Genomic DNA, 18,580 nt, shown 5'->3' with positions numbered 1-18,580 from the left:
TGAGAACAGGGCGCTTCTGAGAACAGGGCGCTTCTGAGAACAGGGCGCTTCTGAGAACAGGGCGCTTCTGAGGACAGAGGCGCTCGCCGGGGCGGACATGCTCCGCCCCGGCATCCTCACCCTGGCGCGCCCACCAGCAGAACCCAGTACGAAAGGACGCAGTGATGTCGAAGAACGTCATCGCGGTACGCGGCATCAGCAAGGCCTTCGCCGGAGTGCAGGCGCTCGACGATGTCTCGCTGGAGATCGCACCCGGCGAGATCCACTGCCTGGCCGGCGAGAACGGCAGCGGCAAGTCGACGCTGATCAAGATCATCTCCGGCGTGCATCCGCAGGACTCCGGCGTCGTCGAACTCGGTGGAGAGCCGTTCACCAAGCTCAATCCGCGCATCGCCATCGCCCACGGCGTGCAGGTGATCTACCAGGACTTCTCGGTCTTCCCGAACCTCACCGTCATGGAGAATCTTGCGCTGCCCGCCGAGCTCTCCGAGGGGCGTGCGTTCGTGAGCTGGCGTCGCATGCGCAAGGTCGCTGCAGAGGCGCTCGCGAAGATCAACGTCGACATCGATCTCGACGCGATCGTCGGTACCCTTTCGGTGGCACAGAAGCAGCTGATCGCCATCGCCCGCGCTCTCATGAGCGACGCGCGTCTGATCATCATGGACGAGCCGACCACAGCGCTGACCAAGCGCGAGGTCAACGCCCTGTTCGCGATCATCCTCGATCTGAAGTCCCGCGGCATCGCCACGCTCTTCGTCAGCCACAAGTTGGAGGAGGTGTTCGAGATCAGCGAGAAGTTCACCATCATCCGCAACGGCAAGCACGTCATCACCTGCCTGCCTGAGGAACTGGACCACAAGACGTTCTCCTTCTACATGACCGGTCGCGAATTCGACGACGCCCGCTTCACACCAGAACTGGAATCGGCGCGGCCGGTGCTCGAAGTCAGCGGACTCTCGGCGCACGGCGTGTTCGCCGACGTGGATCTGTCGTTGCGCGCGGGCGAGATCCTCGGCATCACGGGCCTGCTGGGTTCGGGCCGCACCGAGCTGGCGCTCTCGCTGTTCGGCGCGCTGCAGGCCGACTCGGGCGAGATGCGCATAGAAGGCACGCCGGTGAAGCTGAAGACGGTGCGCGATGCCATTGCGCACCGCATCGGCTACGTGCCCGAGGATCGCCTCACCGAGGGGCTGTTCCTGGAGCGCTCGATCAGCTCGAACATCGTCATCTCGGAGATCGATTCGTTCGTGTCGTCGCTGGGAGTGCTGGACCAGAAGAAGGCGGATGCAGAGGCGCAGCGATGGGTCGACAGGCTGCGCATCGCGACGCCCGACCCCGAGAACGCCGTCAGCACGCTGTCGGGTGGAAACCAGCAGCGCATCGTGCTGGCGAAGTGGCTCGCGACCAACCCCCGCCTGCTGATCCTCAACGGCCCGACCGTTGGCGTCGACATCGGGTCGAAACACGACATCCATCGAGTTCTCCGAGAACTGGCTGCGGAGGGACTCGCTGTGATCATCATCTCGGACGACATCCCCGAGGTGCTGCAGAACTGCAACCGTGTGCTTGTCATGAATGCCGGGCGCATCATCTGCGAGGTCGACCCCGCGACGACCGGCGAAGCAGAACTGGCGGCGCTGATGTCCCAGGACGCGACCACTGCAATGGAGGAGAACTGAGATGCGGTCGTACCTGCACAAAGTCGTCAGAGCCAACGAGTTCTACGTTCTGCTCGTCATCGTCGCGCTCAGCCTGATCATCCAGGCGCGCAGCGGTCAGTTCTTCACCGCGAACAACCTCGTCGATCTCGCCAACGCCATGGTCGTGCCAGGCATCTTCGCAGTCGGCGCGTTCATGGTGCTCGTCTCCGGTGGCATCGACGTATCCTTCCCCGCGCTGGCATCCCTCGCGGTGTATGCGACGACGCGGCTCCTCGTGGATGCCGGATGGGAAGGCGGGATGTGGCTTCCCTTCCTGCTCGCAATGGCCTTCGGCGCCCTCCTCGGCGCCTTCAACGGGTTCTTCGCCGCGCGCTACGCCGTGCCGGTGCTGATCATCACTCTCGGCACTGCCAGCGTGTTCTCCGGGATCATGCAGGGCGCCCTCGGTTCGGTGCAGATCCCGAACATCCCGCCGGCGATGGCGGAGTTCGGGCGAAGCACGCTGTTCGTCGCGACCAATCCGAAGTCGGGGCTCACCTCCAGCATGCCGGTGTCGTTCCTGTTCCTGGTGGTGGTGGTCGCGGTCGCCTTCGTGGTGCTGAAGTACACCACCTTCGGTCGCGGGATCTATGCGATCGGCGGCGATGAGAGCGCTGCGTCACGGGCCGGATTCAACGTGCGCCGCACGAAGTTCTGGCTGTACGTCGCCGTTGGCGTCATCGCGGCCATCGCTGGATTGATCCGCACCAGCGGAATGGGGCAGATGCATCCCACCAACCTGCTGGGGATGGAGCTGATGGTCATCGCGGCCGTCGTCCTCGGCGGAACGGCGATCACCGGTGGCACCGGCACTCTGACGGGCGCGATGCTCGGCACCGTGCTGATCGTCATCGTGCAGAACAGCATGATCCTCGTCGGTGTGCCCACGTTCTGGCAGGGGTTCGCGCTCGGCGTGCTCATCATCATCGGAACCGGCATCTCGGCCATCCAACTCACCAGACGTGCCCGCCGACGCAGCGCGGCGCTGGTCTAGAAGGGACCGGACGATGTTCGACACAACACAGACACGACGTCCTCGGCTGCGCATCCTGCAGGATCAGCACGTGGTCAGACTGGCAGCGATCCTCGTGCTGCTGCTCATGTTCTTCGCGATCATGAAGCCCAAGAACTTCTTCGGCGCGGCCACCTGGCAGTCGATGGCGATCCAGTTCCCCGAGTTCGGCCTCATGGCTCTGGGGGTGATGCTGACGATGATCATCGGCGGCATCGACCTTTCGGTAGTCGGCATCGCGAACATGACGGCGATCGGAAGCGCACTGCTCATGCTGCAGATCGCGCCGACCGGGTCCGACCAGGGCAGCGGTCAGCTGGCCATGATCGCAGCGATCCTGTTCTCCCTCGTGGTCGGTGCAGCCGCTGGCATCCTGAACGGCGTCCTGGTGGCCAAGGTGCGCATTCCCGCGATCCTGGTCACGCTGGGAACGTTCGAGCTGTTCACCGGCATCGCCGTCATCGTCAGCGGTGGCAGGCCGACCAGCGGCCTTCCACCGGAGTACGCACAGGTGATGGCGAGCCGGATCGTCGGCATCCCGATGCCGTTGATCATCTTCGTCGTGGCGACCGTCGTGATCGGTCTGATCATGTACAAGACCGCATTCGGGACGAAGCTCTACATGCTCGGCTCGAACGAGACGGCCGCGCAGTTCAGTGGTCTGAAGACCACCAGCCTCATCATCCGCACCTACATGATCTCGGGCATCTACGCGTCGCTCGCCGGCCTGGTGATGCTCGCCAACTACAACTCCGCGAAGGCCGACTACGGCTCGACGTACACGCTGCTGGCCGTGCTGATCGTGGTGCTCGGCGGGGTGAACCCCTCTGGCGGTTCGGGTCGACTGTCAGGGGTGGTGCTCGCGGTGGTGGTGCTGCAGGTGCTGTCGTCGCTGCTGAACACCTTCCCGAACATCAGCAACTTCTACCGCCCACTCATCTGGGGTGGGGTGCTGCTGCTGGTCATCGTCGTGAATCAGTGGGACAAACGCGGCCACCTCACTCGACTACTCCGTTGGAAAGGGAGAGCAACATGAAGCTGACCAAGGATCGCACCGTGGTCGTCGGCGCCGACTTCGCGGGTTACCCGCTGAAGGAGGCAGTCAAGGAGCACCTGCAGGAGCGCGGCTGGACGGTCCACGACCTGACTCCCACCCAGAATGATGCCCCGATGTACCACCGCGTCGGATTCCTGCTCGGCGCGCAGATCGCAGAGCGCCGGTACGAGAAGGCTCTCGCGTTCTGCGGCTCGGGTATGGGCATACATGTTGCCGCGAGCAAGGTGCCGCACGTTCATGCCGCAGTCTGCGAGTCGGTGCCCTCGGCGCTTCGGGCGACGACCGCGAACAACTGCAATCTGCTCGCCATGGGGGCGTTCTACATCGCACCCCGCCTGGGCAAGGCCATGGCCGACGCGTTCCTCGATCACGAGTTCGGCGATGGTTACGAGGGCTGGGACGGATTCGCCGAATACCACCGGATCGGCTTCGACGAGTGCGAGAGCTTCGACTACGACGCGTATCGCGACAACGGGTTCCAGGTCGTGAATCCGAGCGAGGCAGTGCTCGGCGACGAGCCCCGCGGCCTGGCCTTCTGAGAACGGAGCTGACATGGCGAATATTCTGCTGGCGGGGGAGTCCTGGGCGACGACCACCATCCACACCAAGGGGTTCGACACCTTCACGACCTCGTCCTACGGCGAGGGAGCTGCTGACTTCATCGCCGCCGCTGAGGCGGGTGGCCACACCGTGGACTTCATGCCCAACCACGTCGCTGCGGAGAAGTTCCCGACCGACGCCGACGCGCTGGCCGCGTATGACGTAGTCGTGCTGAGCGATATCGGTGCGAATACGCTGCTGCTTCCGGACAGCGTGTTCACTCGCGGCGAGCGGATGCCGAACCGTCTGCAAGTGCTCGCGGACTGGACCCGTGCCGGCGGCGCGCTGCTGATGGTCGGCGGGTACCTGACGTTCCAGGGGATCGAGGGCAAGGCGAACTACCGCAACACGCCACTCGCCGAGGTGCTCCCCGTCGTGATGGAGATCGGCGACGATCGTCACGAGACTCCCCAGGGAGTCGTGCCTGCCGTCACGGCGGACCATGCGATCACCCGTGGGCTCTCTGCCGAATGGCCGGCGATTCTCGGCCATCATCGGTTGACGCCGAGGAGTGACGCGGAGGTGCTCGTCGAGGCGGGCGGCCATCCGCTGCTGGTCGTCGGGGACCAGGACGCCGGACGGGTGGCCGCCTTCGCCAGCGACATGGGGCCGCACTGGCTGCCTCCGGAGTTCCTCGCCTGGGATGGATTCGGTCCGCTGTGGCAGCAGCTCATCGGCTGGCTTAGCAGAGAGATCGAGTGAGGCGGTGCCGAGAAACACCGGTCACGTCGCGGCTCTTGACTTCGGTGCCACCAGTGGGCGGGTGATCGTCGGCGAGGTGGGCGCGAACCAGTTGCGGATGCAGCAGTTCGCCCGCTTCGCCAACGAGCCGGTCCGCGTCGCGGGTCGGCTGCACTGGAACGTCCTCTCGCTGTGGCAGGGGGCGCTGACCGGGCTGGCGGCGGCCGGCAGGTCCTCGGGCAGGCTGCTGTCGGTGGCCGCGGACACCTGGGGGGTCGACTACAGCATCCTCCGCGGCGGGCGGATGCTGTCGACACCCGTGCACTACCGCGACGAGCGCACCGCGGCAGCGGTCGAGCAGGTGCATCGACGGATGGCTGCTGCGGAGCAGTACGCACGAGCCGGAACGCAGATCCTGCCCATCAACACGATCTACCAGTTCGCCGCCGACGCAGCCGAGGGCGGGTTCGACGGCGCCGATGCGGTGCTGCTGATGCCTGATCTCTTCTCCTACTGGCTCAGTGGCGAGCAGGTCGCCGAGCGCACGATGGCCTCGACAACCGGGCTGATGAATGCACGCACGGGAGACTGGGATCGCGCGCTTGTCGCGGCTTCTGCGGCGCCGTTCGGCATCCTGCCGCAGATCGTGCCGCCGGGAACCTCGATCGGCCCGCTGCGCCGGGACGTCGCCGAAGCGATCGGTGTCGATTCGCGGACAGTTCAGGTGCTCACGGTGGGCGCGCACGACACGGCATCCGCCGTCGTGGCGACGCCGATGCCGGCACAGGGGGCCGCCTACATCTCCTGCGGAACGTGGGGGCTGGTGGGGATCGAGCGGGACGCCCCGGTGCTGACGGAAAGCGCACGTGCGACCGGGTTCACCAATGAGTCGGGTGTCGACGGGCGGTACCTGTTCATGCGCAATGCGATGGGACTGTGGATGCTGAGCGAGAGCATCCGGTCCTGGGAGGCCGCCGGAGTCCGAACCGAACTTTCGGAACTGCTCGCCGCAGCCACCGAGACGACCGCGCAGATGCCGGTGATCGATGTGGACGATCCGCGCTTCGCCGCCCCGGGCGACATGCCAGAGCGCATCGCGGAATGGTGCCGTGAGCGGGGCCTGCCGGTACCGCAGCGCCCGGCGGACATCGTCCGATGCATCGTCGACTCCCTGGCAGTCGCGTTCGCTGACGCCGCCAGGGACGCGGCCCGACTGGCCGGGATGCCGCTGAGCCAGATCAACATCGTGGGCGGCGGCTCGCAGAACGAGCTGCTGTGCCAGGGAATCGCAGACCGATCCGGCCTGACCGTGTTCGCGGGCCCGGTGGAGGCGACTGCGCTGGGCAACATCCTCGTCCAGGGGCGAGCGGTGGGCCTCGTCGACGGCACCCTCGACGATCTGCGCGAACTGGTGCGTCGTACTCACGTGCCACGCCGCTACGACCCCAGATGACCACTTCACGAGAGAGAAGACCGATGACTGCACGCATTCAGCCTCAACTCGTCAGCGATGAGCTGATCGCTCTGACCCGACGGCTCGGACGCCCCGAACGTGATCTCGTGATCCTCGCAGAGGGCAATACGAGCGAGCTCATCGAAGACGGGACCTTCGTCGTGAAGGCCTCGGGCTCCTCGATGGAGCAGGCTTCGACGGAGACCTTCGTCGTGGCCGATGTGGATCCGCTACTCGCGATCATCCGCGACGATTCTGCGACGCAGGACGATCTGACCGCCGCGCTGACGGCCACGAACGAGAACGGCACCACGATCCGCGCCTCGATCGAGTCGCTGGTGCACGCCGCGGCGCGGGCGTACGGACCTGTCCGGTACGTCGCGCACACGCATCCGACCGACGTGGTCGCCCTGCTGGCGAGCGCGGAGGCTAAGCAGGCGTTCGCCGAACCGGTGTACTCGGAGGAGTACATGATCCTCGGTCGCAGCCTGTTCGTGCCCTACGCGGAGCCGGGCTTGAAGCTGGGGCGGGTCTTCCTCGAGCGCCTCGACCGATACGTCGAGCAGCACGAGGCGACGCCGTCGCTCGTGCTGCTGGGCAACCACGGAATCGTCGCGATGTCCGACTCGGCAGCGGGCGCCGAAGCCATCTCGCTGATGGCCGTCAAGAGCGCGCGCGTGCGGCTGGGAGCCCGTCTGGCCGGCGGAGTCGCGGCGCTGGATGCAGCGACCACGGCCGACTACTTCGATCGGGCGGACTTCCGCGAGCGCCGCGCGAATCTCGCGGGCACCCAGGCGTGAAAAGCCCCAGCCGGCGGAGGCCGGCTGGGGCTCATTTCAGGTGTTTCTAGTTCATCCCTTGACGGGCTCGGGCTCACCGTAGCGCTCACGCTCGATCTCGTCGAGCGTCTTGCCCTCGGTCTTCGGCGCCCAGATGGTGCCGATCAGCAGGGCAGCGACCAGCAGTCCGATGATGAGCAGCCCAAGCTTGCCGAGACCGATCGAATCGAGCAGCACGGGGAAGACCAGGCTCAGCAGGCCGACCATCACGCGGGCGAGCATGAACAGCATCCCCTGTGCGCTCGCACGGTACTTCGTCGCGAACAGCTCGGCGGTCCACAGTCCGTAGAACGCCTGCGCTCCGACACCGGCCGAGATACCCCAGGCGACGGCGAAGAACAGCAGCGAGAACAGTCCGGGAGGGGCGTAGATCAGCACGACCCAGGCGATCACTCCCAGCAGTGCGCCACCGAAGTACAGCCAGCGGCGGCTCACCTTGTCGCCGTAGCGCATGAAGCCGAAGTAGGTGGCCGCTGCGGTGAGCGTCCAGACGAGCACCTGCAGCAGGTTCTGCTGGGTGGCATCGTGGAGCCCTGCGGCGTCGTACACGCGCGGCTGGAAGATCCCGGCCTGGCCGGCGACGGTGTTCCACAGGCCGTAGACGCCGAGCAGGAATGCCAGGGCGCCGAGGTTCTTCTTGTTCGACAGCAGGCCGCCCAAGCCGGAGAAGATCGAGACCTTCTGCCCACTGGCGCGTTCGGCTTCGCGCTGCTCCTTCCAGCGGCGTGACTCCGGAAGGCCACGGCGCACCCACCAGGTGACGGCGGCGATCACGAAGAGATGGAAGAAGATCAGCCGTGCTCCGAGGATGCCGAGCGGGCCGACGATGACGGCGAGGAGGAAGCCGACGGCCGGCCCGATGGACCAGGCGAGTTGAGCGGTGCCGACGTGGGCAGCGCGCTGATCGCTGGGTGCCTCTTCGGCGATGTAGGTCCAGGATGCCGGGACGCCGGCGCCCACGGCGATGCCCATCAGGATCACGCCGATGAGGAGCACGGTGAAGTTCGGCGAGAACGTGACCATCAGAGCGCCGACCATGAAGAGGATCAGGTCATAGGTGTAGATGAACTTGCGGCCGAGGCGGTCGCACAGCGGGCCGCCGATCGCGGCGCCGATGGCCGCGCCGAACGCGTTGGCACTGAGGGCTGCGACCAGTCCCACGGCGGCGTTGTCGAAGCCGAACTCCGCCTGCCACAGCGACAGGCTGGTCGCGAGCGCGATGATCGCGCCGGCCTCGATGTAGTTCGACATCGCGACGGCGATGGTGGCCTTCCACGCGGTGAGCGGGCGGCGGGTGCGGGTTGTGGTGGTCATGCTCACGCGCCCCATCCTGCCTGGACGCCGCCCACGCGGTCGGCCGCGATCCGCTCCTGGTACCCGGATGCTGCGAAGGCGGCCATCGGGTCGGCGGGCAGGCCGCGGCTCTCGCGCCATTCGGCCAGTGCGGGGCGCACGTCGGTGTAGAACGCGTCCATGAAGACTGCGTTGGCTGCCAGCACGTCGCCGGACTTCTGCGCTGCGGTGAGTGCCTCGCGGTCGACGAGGAGCGCGCGGGCGGTCATCTCCTGCACGTTCAGCACCGAGCGGATCTGGCCGGGGATCTTGTCCTCGACGTTGTGGCACTGGTCGAGCATGAAGGTGACGTCGGCGTTGTTCAGGCCGTCGCCGCGGATGACCTCGAAGAGGATGCGGAACAGCTGGAACGGGTCTGCTGCGCCGACGATCAGGTCGTCATCGGCGTAGAAGCGCGAGTTGAAGTCGAACGAGCCGAGCTTGCCGAGGCGCAGCAGCTGCATGACGATGAACTCGATGTTCGTGCCTGGAGCGTGGTGGCCGGTGTCGAGGCAGACCATCGCCTTGTCGCCGAGGGAGGCGACCTGGGCGTAGGACGTACCCCAGTCGGGGACGTCTGTGTGGTAGAACGACGGCTCGAAGAATTTGTACTCGAGCACGAGGCGCTGATCGTCGCCAAGGCGCGCGTAGATCTTCCGCAGGGAGTCGTTCAGTCGGTCCTGGCGGCCGCGCATGTCGGCCTGACCCGGGTAGTTCGAGCCCTCGGCGAGCCAGATCTTGAGGTCGCGGCTGCCCGTGGCATCCATCGCGTCGATGCACTCGAGGTGATGGTCGATCGCCTTCTGCCGGATGGCTGCATCTTCGTGCGTGAGCGCGCCGAACTTGTAGTCGTCGTCCTGGAAGGTGTTCGAGTTGATGGTGCCGAGGATGACGCCGTGGTCTTCGGCGTGCTTGCGCAGGTCGCCGAAGTCGCTCATGTCCCACGGGATGTGCAGCGCCACCGTCGGGGCGAGCGCGGTGTGCTTGTGCACCTGTGCCGCGTCGGCGATCTTCTCGAACGGGTCACGCGGGGTGCCCGGTGTGCCGAAGACCTTGAATCGGGTGCCCGAGTTGCCGAACGCCCACGAGGGGAGCTCGATCGACTGCTGCTCAAGGGCAGTGAGATGGGCGGGGGTGAAGATGCTCATGATCCGGTGCTTTCTGCTGCAGCGAGCTGCGCGTCGAGGTTGAAGACTTCAAGTAGCGGGGTTGCGGCCTGATCGGGGCGGCCATCAAGGTCGACGAAGAAGCGGCCCATCTCGGATTCCCAGCGGGTGGCGACCTCAGAGGCCGCGAGGTATGCCGTGGCAGCCTCGTCGTCATCGGTTTCGTAGTAGCCGATCAGAGTGCCGCCCTTGGCGAGGAAGAGCGAATAGTTCCGGCGACCGGAAGCGGCGATCTCGGCGAGCATCTCGGGCCACACCGGAGCGTGCCGTTCGAGATACTCGTCCAAGAGTTCGGGGCGCACCTGAAGCTGGAAGGCGACGCGGGTCATGTGGATGCTGCTCCTCATTGAGTACTGGCTTTTGAATCGTTTCATGCCACGATAGGTCGACGGTGGGACGGTGTCAAACGAGGTGGCGCACGTGACCGGCCGCGCGGAATGAGAAGGTGGAGAGCCTGCACTGCGAAGGTGGGGCGCGAAAGGGGAGCGACATGGCGGTCGGGGTCAAGGACGTCGCCGCGGCCGCCGGTGTGTCGGTCGGCACCGTGTCGAACGTGCTCAACCGGCCCGATCTCGTGTCGGCGGGCACCGTCGAGCGAGTGCAGGACGCCATCCAGGCGCTCGGGTTCGTGCGCAACGACGCCGCGCGGCAGTTGCGCGCCGGCCGCAGCCGCAGCATCGGCCTCGTCGTGCCCGACATCGGCAACCCGTTCTTCGCGGACGTCGTCCGCGGCGCGGAGGATCGCGCGGCGGATGCTGGGATGACAGTGCTTCTGGGCAACAGCGACGAGAGCGATGGTCGTCAGAGCGCGCACCTCGAGCTGTTCCAGGAGCAGCGCGTCAACGGCATCCTGCTCACGCCGGCCTCCGATGATCTCGCCTCGATCCGCAGGTTCGCCGAGGGAGGCGTGCCGGTCGTTCTCGTCGACCGTGAAGTGGAGGAAGAGGCCTTTCCGTCGGTGTCGGTAGACGATGTCGAGGGTGGTCGCCTGGCGGCGTCGCACCTGTTGGATGTGGGGCGACGGAGGCTGGCGTTCGTTGGCGGTCCGGGTTCGATCCACCAGGTCGCGGATCGTCTGCGGGGAGCGCAGGCGGCAGTGGCCGCGGTCGCCGGGGCGACGCTCGAAGTCATCGAAAGGCCTTCGCTCACCGTGCTGCAGGGGAGGGCAGCGGGCGAAGCGCTCGTCGCACGCGACGCGGACAGTCGGCCGGATGCCGTGTTCGCTGCCAACGACCTGCTCGCGGTCGGCCTGCTGCAGGCGTTCAGTTTCGGCTCGGGCATCCGCGTTCCCGGCGATATCGCGATGGTCGGTTACGACGACATCGACTTCGCCGCCGCCACCATCGTGTCGCTGAGCTCGGTGCGGCAGCCCGCACGCGAGCTGGGCTGGACCGGCGTCGATCTGCTGCTGAAAGAGCTCGAAGGCGGCGATCATGATCGCCGCGTGCGGTTCCAGCCAGAGCTCGTCGTGCGCGACTCGAGCGGTGGGTGAGGCCGATTCGTGACTGCTCCGCTGAGCAGTTATGATTGCAGAGGTCATCCGTGCTTCACGCATCGGATGCCTGGAGACGTCGCATAGTCAGGCCTAGTGCACCACCCTGCTAAGGTGGAGTCCTCGCAAGGGGACCGAGGGTTCAAATCCCTCCGTCTCCGCCATATTTTCCCCTGGTCAAAATCCTAAATCTCAAGTCCGCCGCGGTTCGAGATCTGGCCGGATTCAACGGGTATTGAAGCCGAAGTTGCCGTGGAGTTGCCGGGATTTCGAGATTGCTTCTCTGCGGACGCCAATCTGCTGGCGAAATCGAGCCGCTGACCCTCGCCGAGGACGTGTGCGTATACAGCCAGAACAGTGCGTGGGTCATCACCCAAGTACTCGGCGACTTCATGCACCGGAGTGCCTAGCCGGAGCCAGGTTGAGGCCGCGTAGTGGCGGAGCGCATGCCGGCGGAACTCGTTCGGAACGGATACGACGCGTGGGGCAGGCTCTCGAGCGTGCGTGGCGCCACGTCAGTGCTGAACGCGACGATCTACTCGCCGACCGGGCAGATTTCGCAGTTCAACCGGTACCTATCGGGCAATGGGGGATACTCAACATATAGCTACGATCCGGCGACCGGGGATGTGACGAGTGTGCTCGATAACGCAGTCTTTGCGAACACGGGACACTACGTCGCGAGCCGTGCGTACACGCGGGACCTGGCGGGCAACGTGACGAGCTCGTCCAATACTGCGGCGTACCCGTCTGCGAAGACGCAGAAAGCGTGCTTCACCTACGACGGACTGCGGCAACTCACACGGGCGTGGACGCCGAACGCATCGACAGCGTGCACCGCGACACCGACCGCGGCGACGATGGGAGGCGTAGCCCCGTACTGGCACGCCTACACCTACGACACTGAAACAGGGAACCGGACGTCGATGACGTCGACCACCACGACCGGGACCTCGACCACCAGCACGTATGCCTACCCCGCTGCAGGTGACGTGCGCCCGCACGCGGTCTCCATGGTCACCGGCGGCGCCGGTGCGGGATCGTACGGATATGACGCTGCCGGCAACCAGACCACCCGTCCAGGCCAGACCCTGACCTTCAACGACCTAGGGAAGCCGGCCACGATCACCGCGGGAGCGGAGTCGGTGTCGAACGTGTATGACGCATCAGGAACGCTGTTGCTGCGGGTCTCCGCGACCAGCGGTGCGACGTTGCTGCTGGGGGAGACGGTGTTGACGCAGGCGAAGGGCTCGACGGTAGTCGCCGGGCACCGGACCTACGCTGCTGCCGGCGGGAAGCCCGTCGCGCAGCGAAGCGCCAAGACTGGAACCTCCGGGAACACCCTGTCCTGGCTGTTCACGAACATCGAAGGCACCGTCGACGTGACCACCAACGCCACTTCGGGGGCAACAGTGCAGTCCTACCGCGACCCCTTCGGGGCACCCCTCACCGGTACCGCGCAGACCTGGGGCGATGGCACCGGGTACATGAACATGCCCGTCACGCCATCAATCAAACTCACCACCGTCGGCGCGCGCGTCTACGACCCCGTGCTCGGCAAGTTCACCAGCGTCGACCCGATCATCGACACCAACCTCCCGCAGCAGAACACGGGCTACACCTACTCCGGCAACAACCCCACCACCTACACCGACCCGAGCGGGATGCGGTTTGCCATCGCTGCACCGGTACAAGGCGCATGGTGGGATATGTCGACCGGACTGCCACCCGCGCAAGCTCAGTATAGGAACGCAGCCAAGGATCTCCGAAAGAAGGTTAGAGCCGATGACCAGAACCCATTCAGCTTCAAAACGCGCGCGCAGCGGCAACGGGAACTGAACACTGCACGATTCTTCTCGACCGAACAAGCGATGCTTCTGTCCGGCTGGATGAGCGGCAAGAGTCCGACGGGCCTTTCATATGGCCCGTCCTCGCAGATGACTCAAGACCTAAAAGGTTCCGCATGGGCTGACGCATATCGAAACAAGATTCGTGCGGCACTACGGTCGGGAGAGCCGCTCCCAACAAGCGGCTACAAAGCAGGAGAACCTGAACTTAGCAACTCGAATGCAATTAGAGACCTAATGACAGGGTTGAATCTTTCCGGCGCCGACAGCGAGGATCTTACATTCATAGCCTTGGGGAGCTTTGCTGCTTCCACGGAAGTAGTTCGCGGGTCTGCATCTTCTGCCACCGTCTCCATCACCGTGACGAACACGACCTCGCTTGGTTCGATGGGCAGAATCAATGACGAGTGGTACACCATGCTCAACTCGATTGCCCCGGACATTGGCCTCGCGCCGATCATGGAGAGGTTCACTTGGACTGAGGAGGTTACCTGGTGAAAACACGCTCGGAGTTCCTTCGTGACACAATCGGCACGGGGTTGGCGATTGGAATCGTAGTTGCCTGTATCGGTTGCGCGTCAACTAGCTCGAGATCGGTTGATCTCGAGACGACGCAGTTGGTAGGACAGTGGGATCTGGTGCATGACGACCTATCGGGGTCAATCACTCTCGATGAGGATGGCACCATCTCCGGTCATGATTGGCCGCCCGTGGCCCTCTGCTCGAATTCAGTCGCACAGGACGCGACCATCCCGTCGATCACTGGGAAGTGGCTCGGCGGAGATGGCAGCCCTACCGTCAACCTCTACTTGGACGCGCCCTGCTCTGTGCAACGGCTTGGCTTTGCTGAAGAGACGGATGAGGGCGAACTTGAGTTGTGGTTCTTTGAGCCAGAGGCCGACCTAGATGGACTGCCGGATCCGCAGTGGATACTGCGGCGCAGTTAGACCCTGTCCTGGCTGTTTACCAACATCGAACGCACAGTGGATGTGACCACCAACGCCACCACCGGGGCAACCGCGCAGTCCTACCGCGACCCGTTCGGCGCACCCCTCACGGGCACGGCACAGAACTGGGCAGACGGCACCGGATACATGAACATGCCCGTCACCCCGTGGGTCTGCTGTAGGAACAGGTGACAGTTTTGGTTTAGGCCGCGAGGGCCAGGTTGTTGGTCATGATGGTCTCGAATTCGACGGGTGTCAAACGGCCCAGGCGTGGTTGGCGGCGTCGGCGGTGGTAGGTCCGCTCGATCCAGGTCACGATCGCGATCCGCAGCTCTTCTCGGGTCGCTCACGAGCGGCGGTTCAGGACGTTCTTCTGCAGCAGGCTGAAGAACGATTCCATCGCGGCGTTGTCGCCGCACGACGCGACCCTGCCCATCGATCCGACCAGACCGTGGCGGGTCAGAGCGCGACGGAATTTCCTGCTGCGGAACTGAGACCCGCGGTCGGAGTGCACCACGCACCCTGCGACATCACCACGCATCGCGACGGCGTTGTTCAGGGCGTTCACGGCCAGAGATGACTTCATCCTGTCGCTGATCGAGTAGCCCACGATCTTCCCGGAGAACGCGTCCTTGATCGCGCAGAGGTAGAGCTTGCCCTCAGCCGTGTGGTGCTCGGTGATGTCGGTCAGCCACAGTTCGTTCGTCGTGTCGGCGGCGAACACGTGACGGCTGCGCCCCTTCTCATCCGTGACGACGCAGAGATCGTCATGAACAGCAGGACCAGGCCTCTTGCCGTTCTTGCCGCGCTTCTTGCCGAACACACTCCACCACCCGTTCGTCGACGTGATCCGCCACGCCGTCCGATCCGACATGGACTCACCGGCTTCACGGGCCTCGTCAGCGAGCAGCCGATGCCCGAACTCAGGGTCGTCGCGGTGCGCGTCGAACAACGCGTTCGCCCGATACGCCTCATCGAGCTCCCGGCCGGTGACAGGGCTCACCAGCCACCGGTAGTAAGGCTGGGGGGAGAGCTTCAAGACCCGGCACGACACCACCACGGGGACCCCGTCAGCGGCGAGCTCTTTCACGAGCGGGTAACTCATTTTCCCGGCAGATGCGCCTGCGCGAAATACGCCGCAGCCCGCCGCAGCACCTCGTTCTCCTGCTCCAGCAGGCGGTTGCGCTTGCGGAGCTCGCGCACCTCTGCAGCTTCCGCGGTCGTCGTGCCGGCCTGCTCGCCGGCATCGACCCGGTCAGCCCGAAGCCAGTTGTCGAGAGTCCCGGCATGGATCCCGAAATCCTTCGCGATCTGCGCGATCGTCACACCCGGTTCGCGGTTCTTCGCGACCCGGATCACATCCTCACGGAACTCCTTGGGAAACGGTGCAGGCATGCTCTCATCCTTCCAGCCCGGTCACTCCGACCAGACATCTCAGATGTCACCTGTTCCTACAGCAGACCCGGTTGCGCTTTCGCTTTCGGGCTCTTAGGCACGGCTTGCGGTGCCCTTATGGCCACGTCGTATGCTGTACAAGGGAAATGGGCGGACGCTGCGATCGAGGTCGCTTCAGCGGCTACCGGAGGGCTGGCGGGCAAAGCGGTAGTCGCTGCCAGACAGTTGGTGAAGATGACGAAGGTGATCAGGAAGACGCCGGGTGTTGTCACACGTAAGAACCTTCGCCCGTTCAACCGCCGAACTAAGTGGATGGCCTACGGGGCCGAGGCCGGGGCAGGTGGTGCGCTTGGACGCATCCTGCGACCTACGCCGGCTTCCAAGCCGACAGCACCACTTCCGAGCTACAAGATCGGCCGATTCGTTGTCTATTCGGCGTGATTCCTTGCGTAGGAGGTCGGTCATCGAGCGAGCGCGTCGGCTCGGCGGGGCGTCGTTGTACATCGGTCTGATGCCATTGATTGTGGCTATGAAAACCGCGTCCACAGGGCCGGTTCTTGTCACCGCGGTATCGCTGGCCCCTGTCGCTCTTTGCGTGTGGCTTTGGATCAGAGTTTGGGCAACGGGAATCCACGTCGTCGACGACCAACTCATCGTCACGTCATGGTGGAGCCGACGTGCCCATCGCAAGAGTGAGATCATTCGAGTTCGTGCGGACGCATACAGGGGCATGTTCTTCGTGCTCGGCTGGACTGTATACGGCGGACGGTTGGAGAGTGGGCGGGTGCTCATCACGCTCGCGGATGGTAGCGAGCGCGTGCTGAACGGCAACGTTTGCAATCGGCGAACAGCACGTCACATCGCCGAGGCACTCAACGGTTGGATCGGTGCTGACGTGGGTGCGGGCAATGGTCCCAGAAGATCATCACGGGGAGATGGCGCCGGAGGGCCGACTCTCCCGTTGCAGTAGGTTTATCGCCCAGTTGGTAATCCTGGTGGGGGAGCGCTACTGGTGTCGGCGATGTTAAAACTTTGAACGCTTGCGGCGTTCGGAAACTGAACGGTTGCGGGGCTGGTCATAAACCGAGTGCAGCATCGCCTTCACTGCCGGCCACATGCTCTTCGGGGTCACGCTCATCAGGTTCGCGGCGTAATGGGTTCTGCATCTCTGCCAGACTGCGCCGGGCAGGTTCGACGCGATCGCCTCGACCAGCCCTGCGTGCGCATCGCTGGTGACGAGGCGGACCCCGCTGAGGCCGCGGGCGACGAGGTCGGCGAAGAAGCTGTTCCATGCCGCCCCAGTCTCCGATGTCGCGACCCGTAGGCCGAGGACCTCACGGCGCCCGTCCGCATTCACGCCGGTCGCGACGAGGACGACGGCGTTGATCACGCGGCCGCCTTCGCGGACATTCATGGTCAGAGCGTCGGCGGCGACGAACGTGAACGGGCCCGCATCGCCCAAGGGCCGGTGGCGGAACTGGTCGACATGTTCATCGAGGTCCGCGGCCATCCGCGAGACCTGTGACTTCGACAGCGAGTGGATCCCCAACGTCTTGACGAGCTTGTCCATCCGACGCGTCGAGACGCCGGCGAGGTAACAGTCCGCGACGACAGTGATCAGCGCGGTCTCGGCGCGCTTACGGCGCTCGAGGAGCCAGTCCGGGAAGTACGTGCCCTGGCGGAGCTTCGGGATCTGAACATCGACTGTGCCGACGCGGGTGTCCAGGTCGCGGTGCCGGTAACCGTTGCGCTGCGCGACACGGTCCGGGCTGGGCTTGCCCCACTCGGCGCCGGCCACGGCGTCCGCGTCGGCGGACAGGAGCGTGTTGATCATGGTCTGCAGCAGCTGCCGCATCAGATCCGGCGACGAATCGGCGAGGGCTTCACCCAACATGCGCAGGGCCGACAATATGAAGTGCGGTCATCGTGATGATGCCTTTCGAGTGGAGGTAAGAGACTTCTCGAAGGATCACACGGTGACCGCGCCTACGTCGTGAGCGACGAGCCGGACACCGCGAGCTACACCACCTTAAGGGGCACTACTGATCAGGTGTCCGAAAAGTGTCCGGAGCATCCCGATCGGAGCGATTCTGACGTGTTTCCCGGTGCCTCCCGTGTCTGGGGAGCCAGGGCGCAACAGGCCCAGAATCCGCAGAAACACGCGCTTCCCAGTCGTTCTAAGGGCGCCAGGGAGTTGAGTCGGTTTGGCGAGCCGGATGGCGCACACCACCCTGCTAAGGTGGAGTCCTCGCAAGGGGACCGAGGGTTCAAATCCCTCCGTCTCCGCCATATTTTCCCTGGTCAGATCTGATATTCCTGCGGCATGGAAATCGGGGTCCGCGTAGTCCGTCCAGATTCAGGGATCACCGCGCGCAGTAGGTTGAGAATCATGATCCCTATGGAGAACCTCCTCGCGTTCGCTCTCGCGTCCGCGGTCATCATCGTGGTTCCCGGACCGAGCGTGCTGTTCGTGATCGGAAGGTCCATCGCCTTCGGCCGGCGAGCGGGGGTTCTGAGCGTCCTCGGGAACGGCTTGGGGACGATCCCCGCTGTCATCGCCGTGGCGTTCGGCGTCGGAGCGATCGTGGCAGCCTCTGCAGTTGCGTTCACCGTCATCAAGATCGCCGGTGCGCTGTACCTGATCTGGCTGGGCATCCAGGCCATCAGACACCGCCACGAACGGGTCGCCGACAACGGTCGCGCCTCGCTGTCGTCAACGACCCTGCTGCGTCAGGGCTTCATCGTGGGGGTCACGAACCCGAAGACCATCGCGTTCTTCGTCGCCGTGCTCCCACAGTTCGTCGCACCCGAGGCTGGTCCGGTGTGGGCCCAGCTGCTGATCCTCGGCCTGGCGTTTCAAGCGATCGCCCTTGTCTTCGACAGCGTCTGGGCACTGGCTGCTGGCACTGCGCGCGCGTGGTTCGCCAAGTCGCCGCGGCGGATCTCCACACTCTCCGGCACCGGCGGCGTGATGATGATCGGGCTGGGTGGAACGCTCGCGTTCACCGGTTCCAAGAGCTAGACCCAGCCCCGACGTGGGCAGCCAGAAAGGACGCCAA

The 18,580-nt window shown here is 64.8% G+C and carries 14 protein-coding genes, 1 tRNA gene and 2 pseudogenes; 12 read left to right on the top strand and 5 right to left on the bottom strand.

What is annotated here, in order from left to right:
- Positions 1–164: 164 nt before the first annotated feature.
- The 7 genes from MNR00_RS14570 to MNR00_RS14540 are packed head-to-tail and all read left to right on the top strand — an operon-like array spanning position 165 to position 7,303.
- Positions 165–1,679 carry a sugar ABC transporter ATP-binding protein gene (locus tag MNR00_RS14570; protein WP_241926632.1) on the top strand — a complete coding sequence of 505 codons (1,515 nt, stop codon included), beginning with the start codon at positions 165–167 and terminating at the stop codon, positions 1,677–1,679.
- 1 nt (position 1,680) lies between these two features.
- Complete coding sequence (locus tag MNR00_RS14565; RefSeq protein WP_241926631.1) at positions 1,681–2,694, top strand: ABC transporter permease; 1,014 nt, start codon at positions 1,681–1,683, stop codon at positions 2,692–2,694.
- A gap of 13 nt (positions 2,695–2,707) precedes the next feature.
- Positions 2,708–3,748 (top strand): ABC transporter permease, encoded by a 1,041-nt coding sequence (locus MNR00_RS14560; protein WP_241926630.1) that lies wholly within the window; start codon positions 2,708–2,710, stop codon positions 3,746–3,748.
- Complete coding sequence (locus MNR00_RS14555) at positions 3,745–4,308, top strand: RpiB/LacA/LacB family sugar-phosphate isomerase (protein WP_241926629.1); 564 nt, start codon at positions 3,745–3,747, stop codon at positions 4,306–4,308. The genes MNR00_RS14560 and MNR00_RS14555 overlap by 4 nt, the downstream gene beginning before the upstream one ends.
- 13 nt (positions 4,309–4,321) lie before the next feature.
- Entirely contained in the window at positions 4,322–5,071 is a 750-nt protein-coding gene (locus tag MNR00_RS14550) for a glutamine amidotransferase (RefSeq protein ID WP_241926628.1), read from the top strand.
- Positions 5,072–5,075: 4 nt separating this feature from the next.
- Positions 5,076–6,503, top strand: coding sequence for a rhamnulokinase family protein (locus tag MNR00_RS14545; protein ID WP_241926627.1), 1,428 nt, complete (start codon positions 5,076–5,078; stop codon positions 6,501–6,503).
- A 23-nt stretch (positions 6,504–6,526) separates the two neighbouring features.
- Entirely contained in the window at positions 6,527–7,303 is a 777-nt protein-coding gene (locus tag MNR00_RS14540; RefSeq protein WP_241926626.1) for a class II aldolase/adducin family protein, read from the top strand.
- A gap of 51 nt (positions 7,304–7,354) precedes the next feature.
- Here MNR00_RS14540 and MNR00_RS14535 read toward each other — a convergent pair whose 3' ends face one another.
- The 3 genes from MNR00_RS14535 to MNR00_RS14525 are packed head-to-tail and all read right to left on the bottom strand — an operon-like array spanning position 7,355 to position 10,169.
- On the bottom strand, positions 7,355–8,656 hold the full coding sequence (locus tag MNR00_RS14535; RefSeq protein WP_241926625.1) for an MFS transporter: 1,302 nt from the start codon (positions 8,654–8,656) through the stop codon (positions 7,355–7,357).
- Between the two features lie 2 nt (positions 8,657–8,658).
- Positions 8,659–9,822 (bottom strand): L-rhamnose isomerase, encoded by a 1,164-nt coding sequence (rhaI, locus tag MNR00_RS14530; protein ID WP_241926624.1) that lies wholly within the window; start codon positions 9,820–9,822, stop codon positions 8,659–8,661.
- Positions 9,819–10,169, bottom strand: coding sequence for an L-rhamnose mutarotase (locus MNR00_RS14525; RefSeq protein ID WP_241926623.1), 351 nt, complete (start codon positions 10,167–10,169; stop codon positions 9,819–9,821). Before MNR00_RS14525 ends, rhaI begins: the two co-directional genes overlap by 4 nt.
- 161 nt (positions 10,170–10,330) lie before the next feature.
- Here MNR00_RS14525 and MNR00_RS14520 point away from each other — a divergent pair, with 161 nt between their 5' ends.
- From MNR00_RS14520 to MNR00_RS14505, 4 genes are all read left to right on the top strand, one after another.
- Positions 10,331–11,332, top strand: a complete 1,002-nt coding sequence (locus MNR00_RS14520; protein ID WP_241926622.1) for a LacI family DNA-binding transcriptional regulator — start codon at positions 10,331–10,333, stop codon at positions 11,330–11,332.
- A 72-nt stretch (positions 11,333–11,404) separates the two neighbouring features.
- Positions 11,405–11,496, top strand: a tRNA-Ser gene (locus MNR00_RS14515).
- Positions 11,497–11,778: 282 nt separating this feature from the next.
- Positions 11,779–13,677: an RHS repeat-associated core domain-containing protein gene (locus tag MNR00_RS14510; RefSeq protein ID WP_241926621.1), complete on the top strand. Its 1,899-nt coding sequence runs from the start codon at positions 11,779–11,781 to the stop codon at positions 13,675–13,677.
- A 485-nt stretch (positions 13,678–14,162) separates the two neighbouring features.
- A complete protein-coding gene (locus tag MNR00_RS14505) occupies positions 14,163–14,318 on the top strand; it encodes a hypothetical protein (RefSeq protein ID WP_241926620.1) in 156 nt (51 codons plus the stop codon).
- A 10-nt stretch (positions 14,319–14,328) separates the two neighbouring features.
- Here the strand turns inward: MNR00_RS14505 and MNR00_RS14500 are convergent.
- Both MNR00_RS14500 and MNR00_RS14495 read right to left on the bottom strand, forming a co-directional pair.
- Positions 14,329–15,521 (bottom strand): annotated as a pseudogene (locus MNR00_RS14500) (IS3 family transposase).
- Between the two features lie 1,069 nt (positions 15,522–16,590).
- Positions 16,591–17,446: pseudogene (locus MNR00_RS14495) on the bottom strand (IS256 family transposase); the annotation flags it as partial.
- 464 nt (positions 17,447–17,910) lie between these two features.
- Here MNR00_RS14495 and MNR00_RS14490 point away from each other — a divergent pair.
- Positions 17,911–18,543: a LysE family translocator gene (locus MNR00_RS14490; RefSeq protein WP_241926619.1), complete on the top strand. Its 633-nt coding sequence runs from the start codon at positions 17,911–17,913 to the stop codon at positions 18,541–18,543.
- Positions 18,544–18,580: the final 37 nt, after the last annotated feature.

Origin of the sequence: Microbacterium sp. H1-D42 (genome assembly GCF_022637555.1) — a bacterium.
In the GTDB taxonomy this organism is placed as follows: Bacteria; Actinomycetota; Actinomycetes; order Actinomycetales; family Microbacteriaceae; genus Microbacterium.
This window is presented reverse-complemented; position numbering and strand designations above follow the sequence as displayed.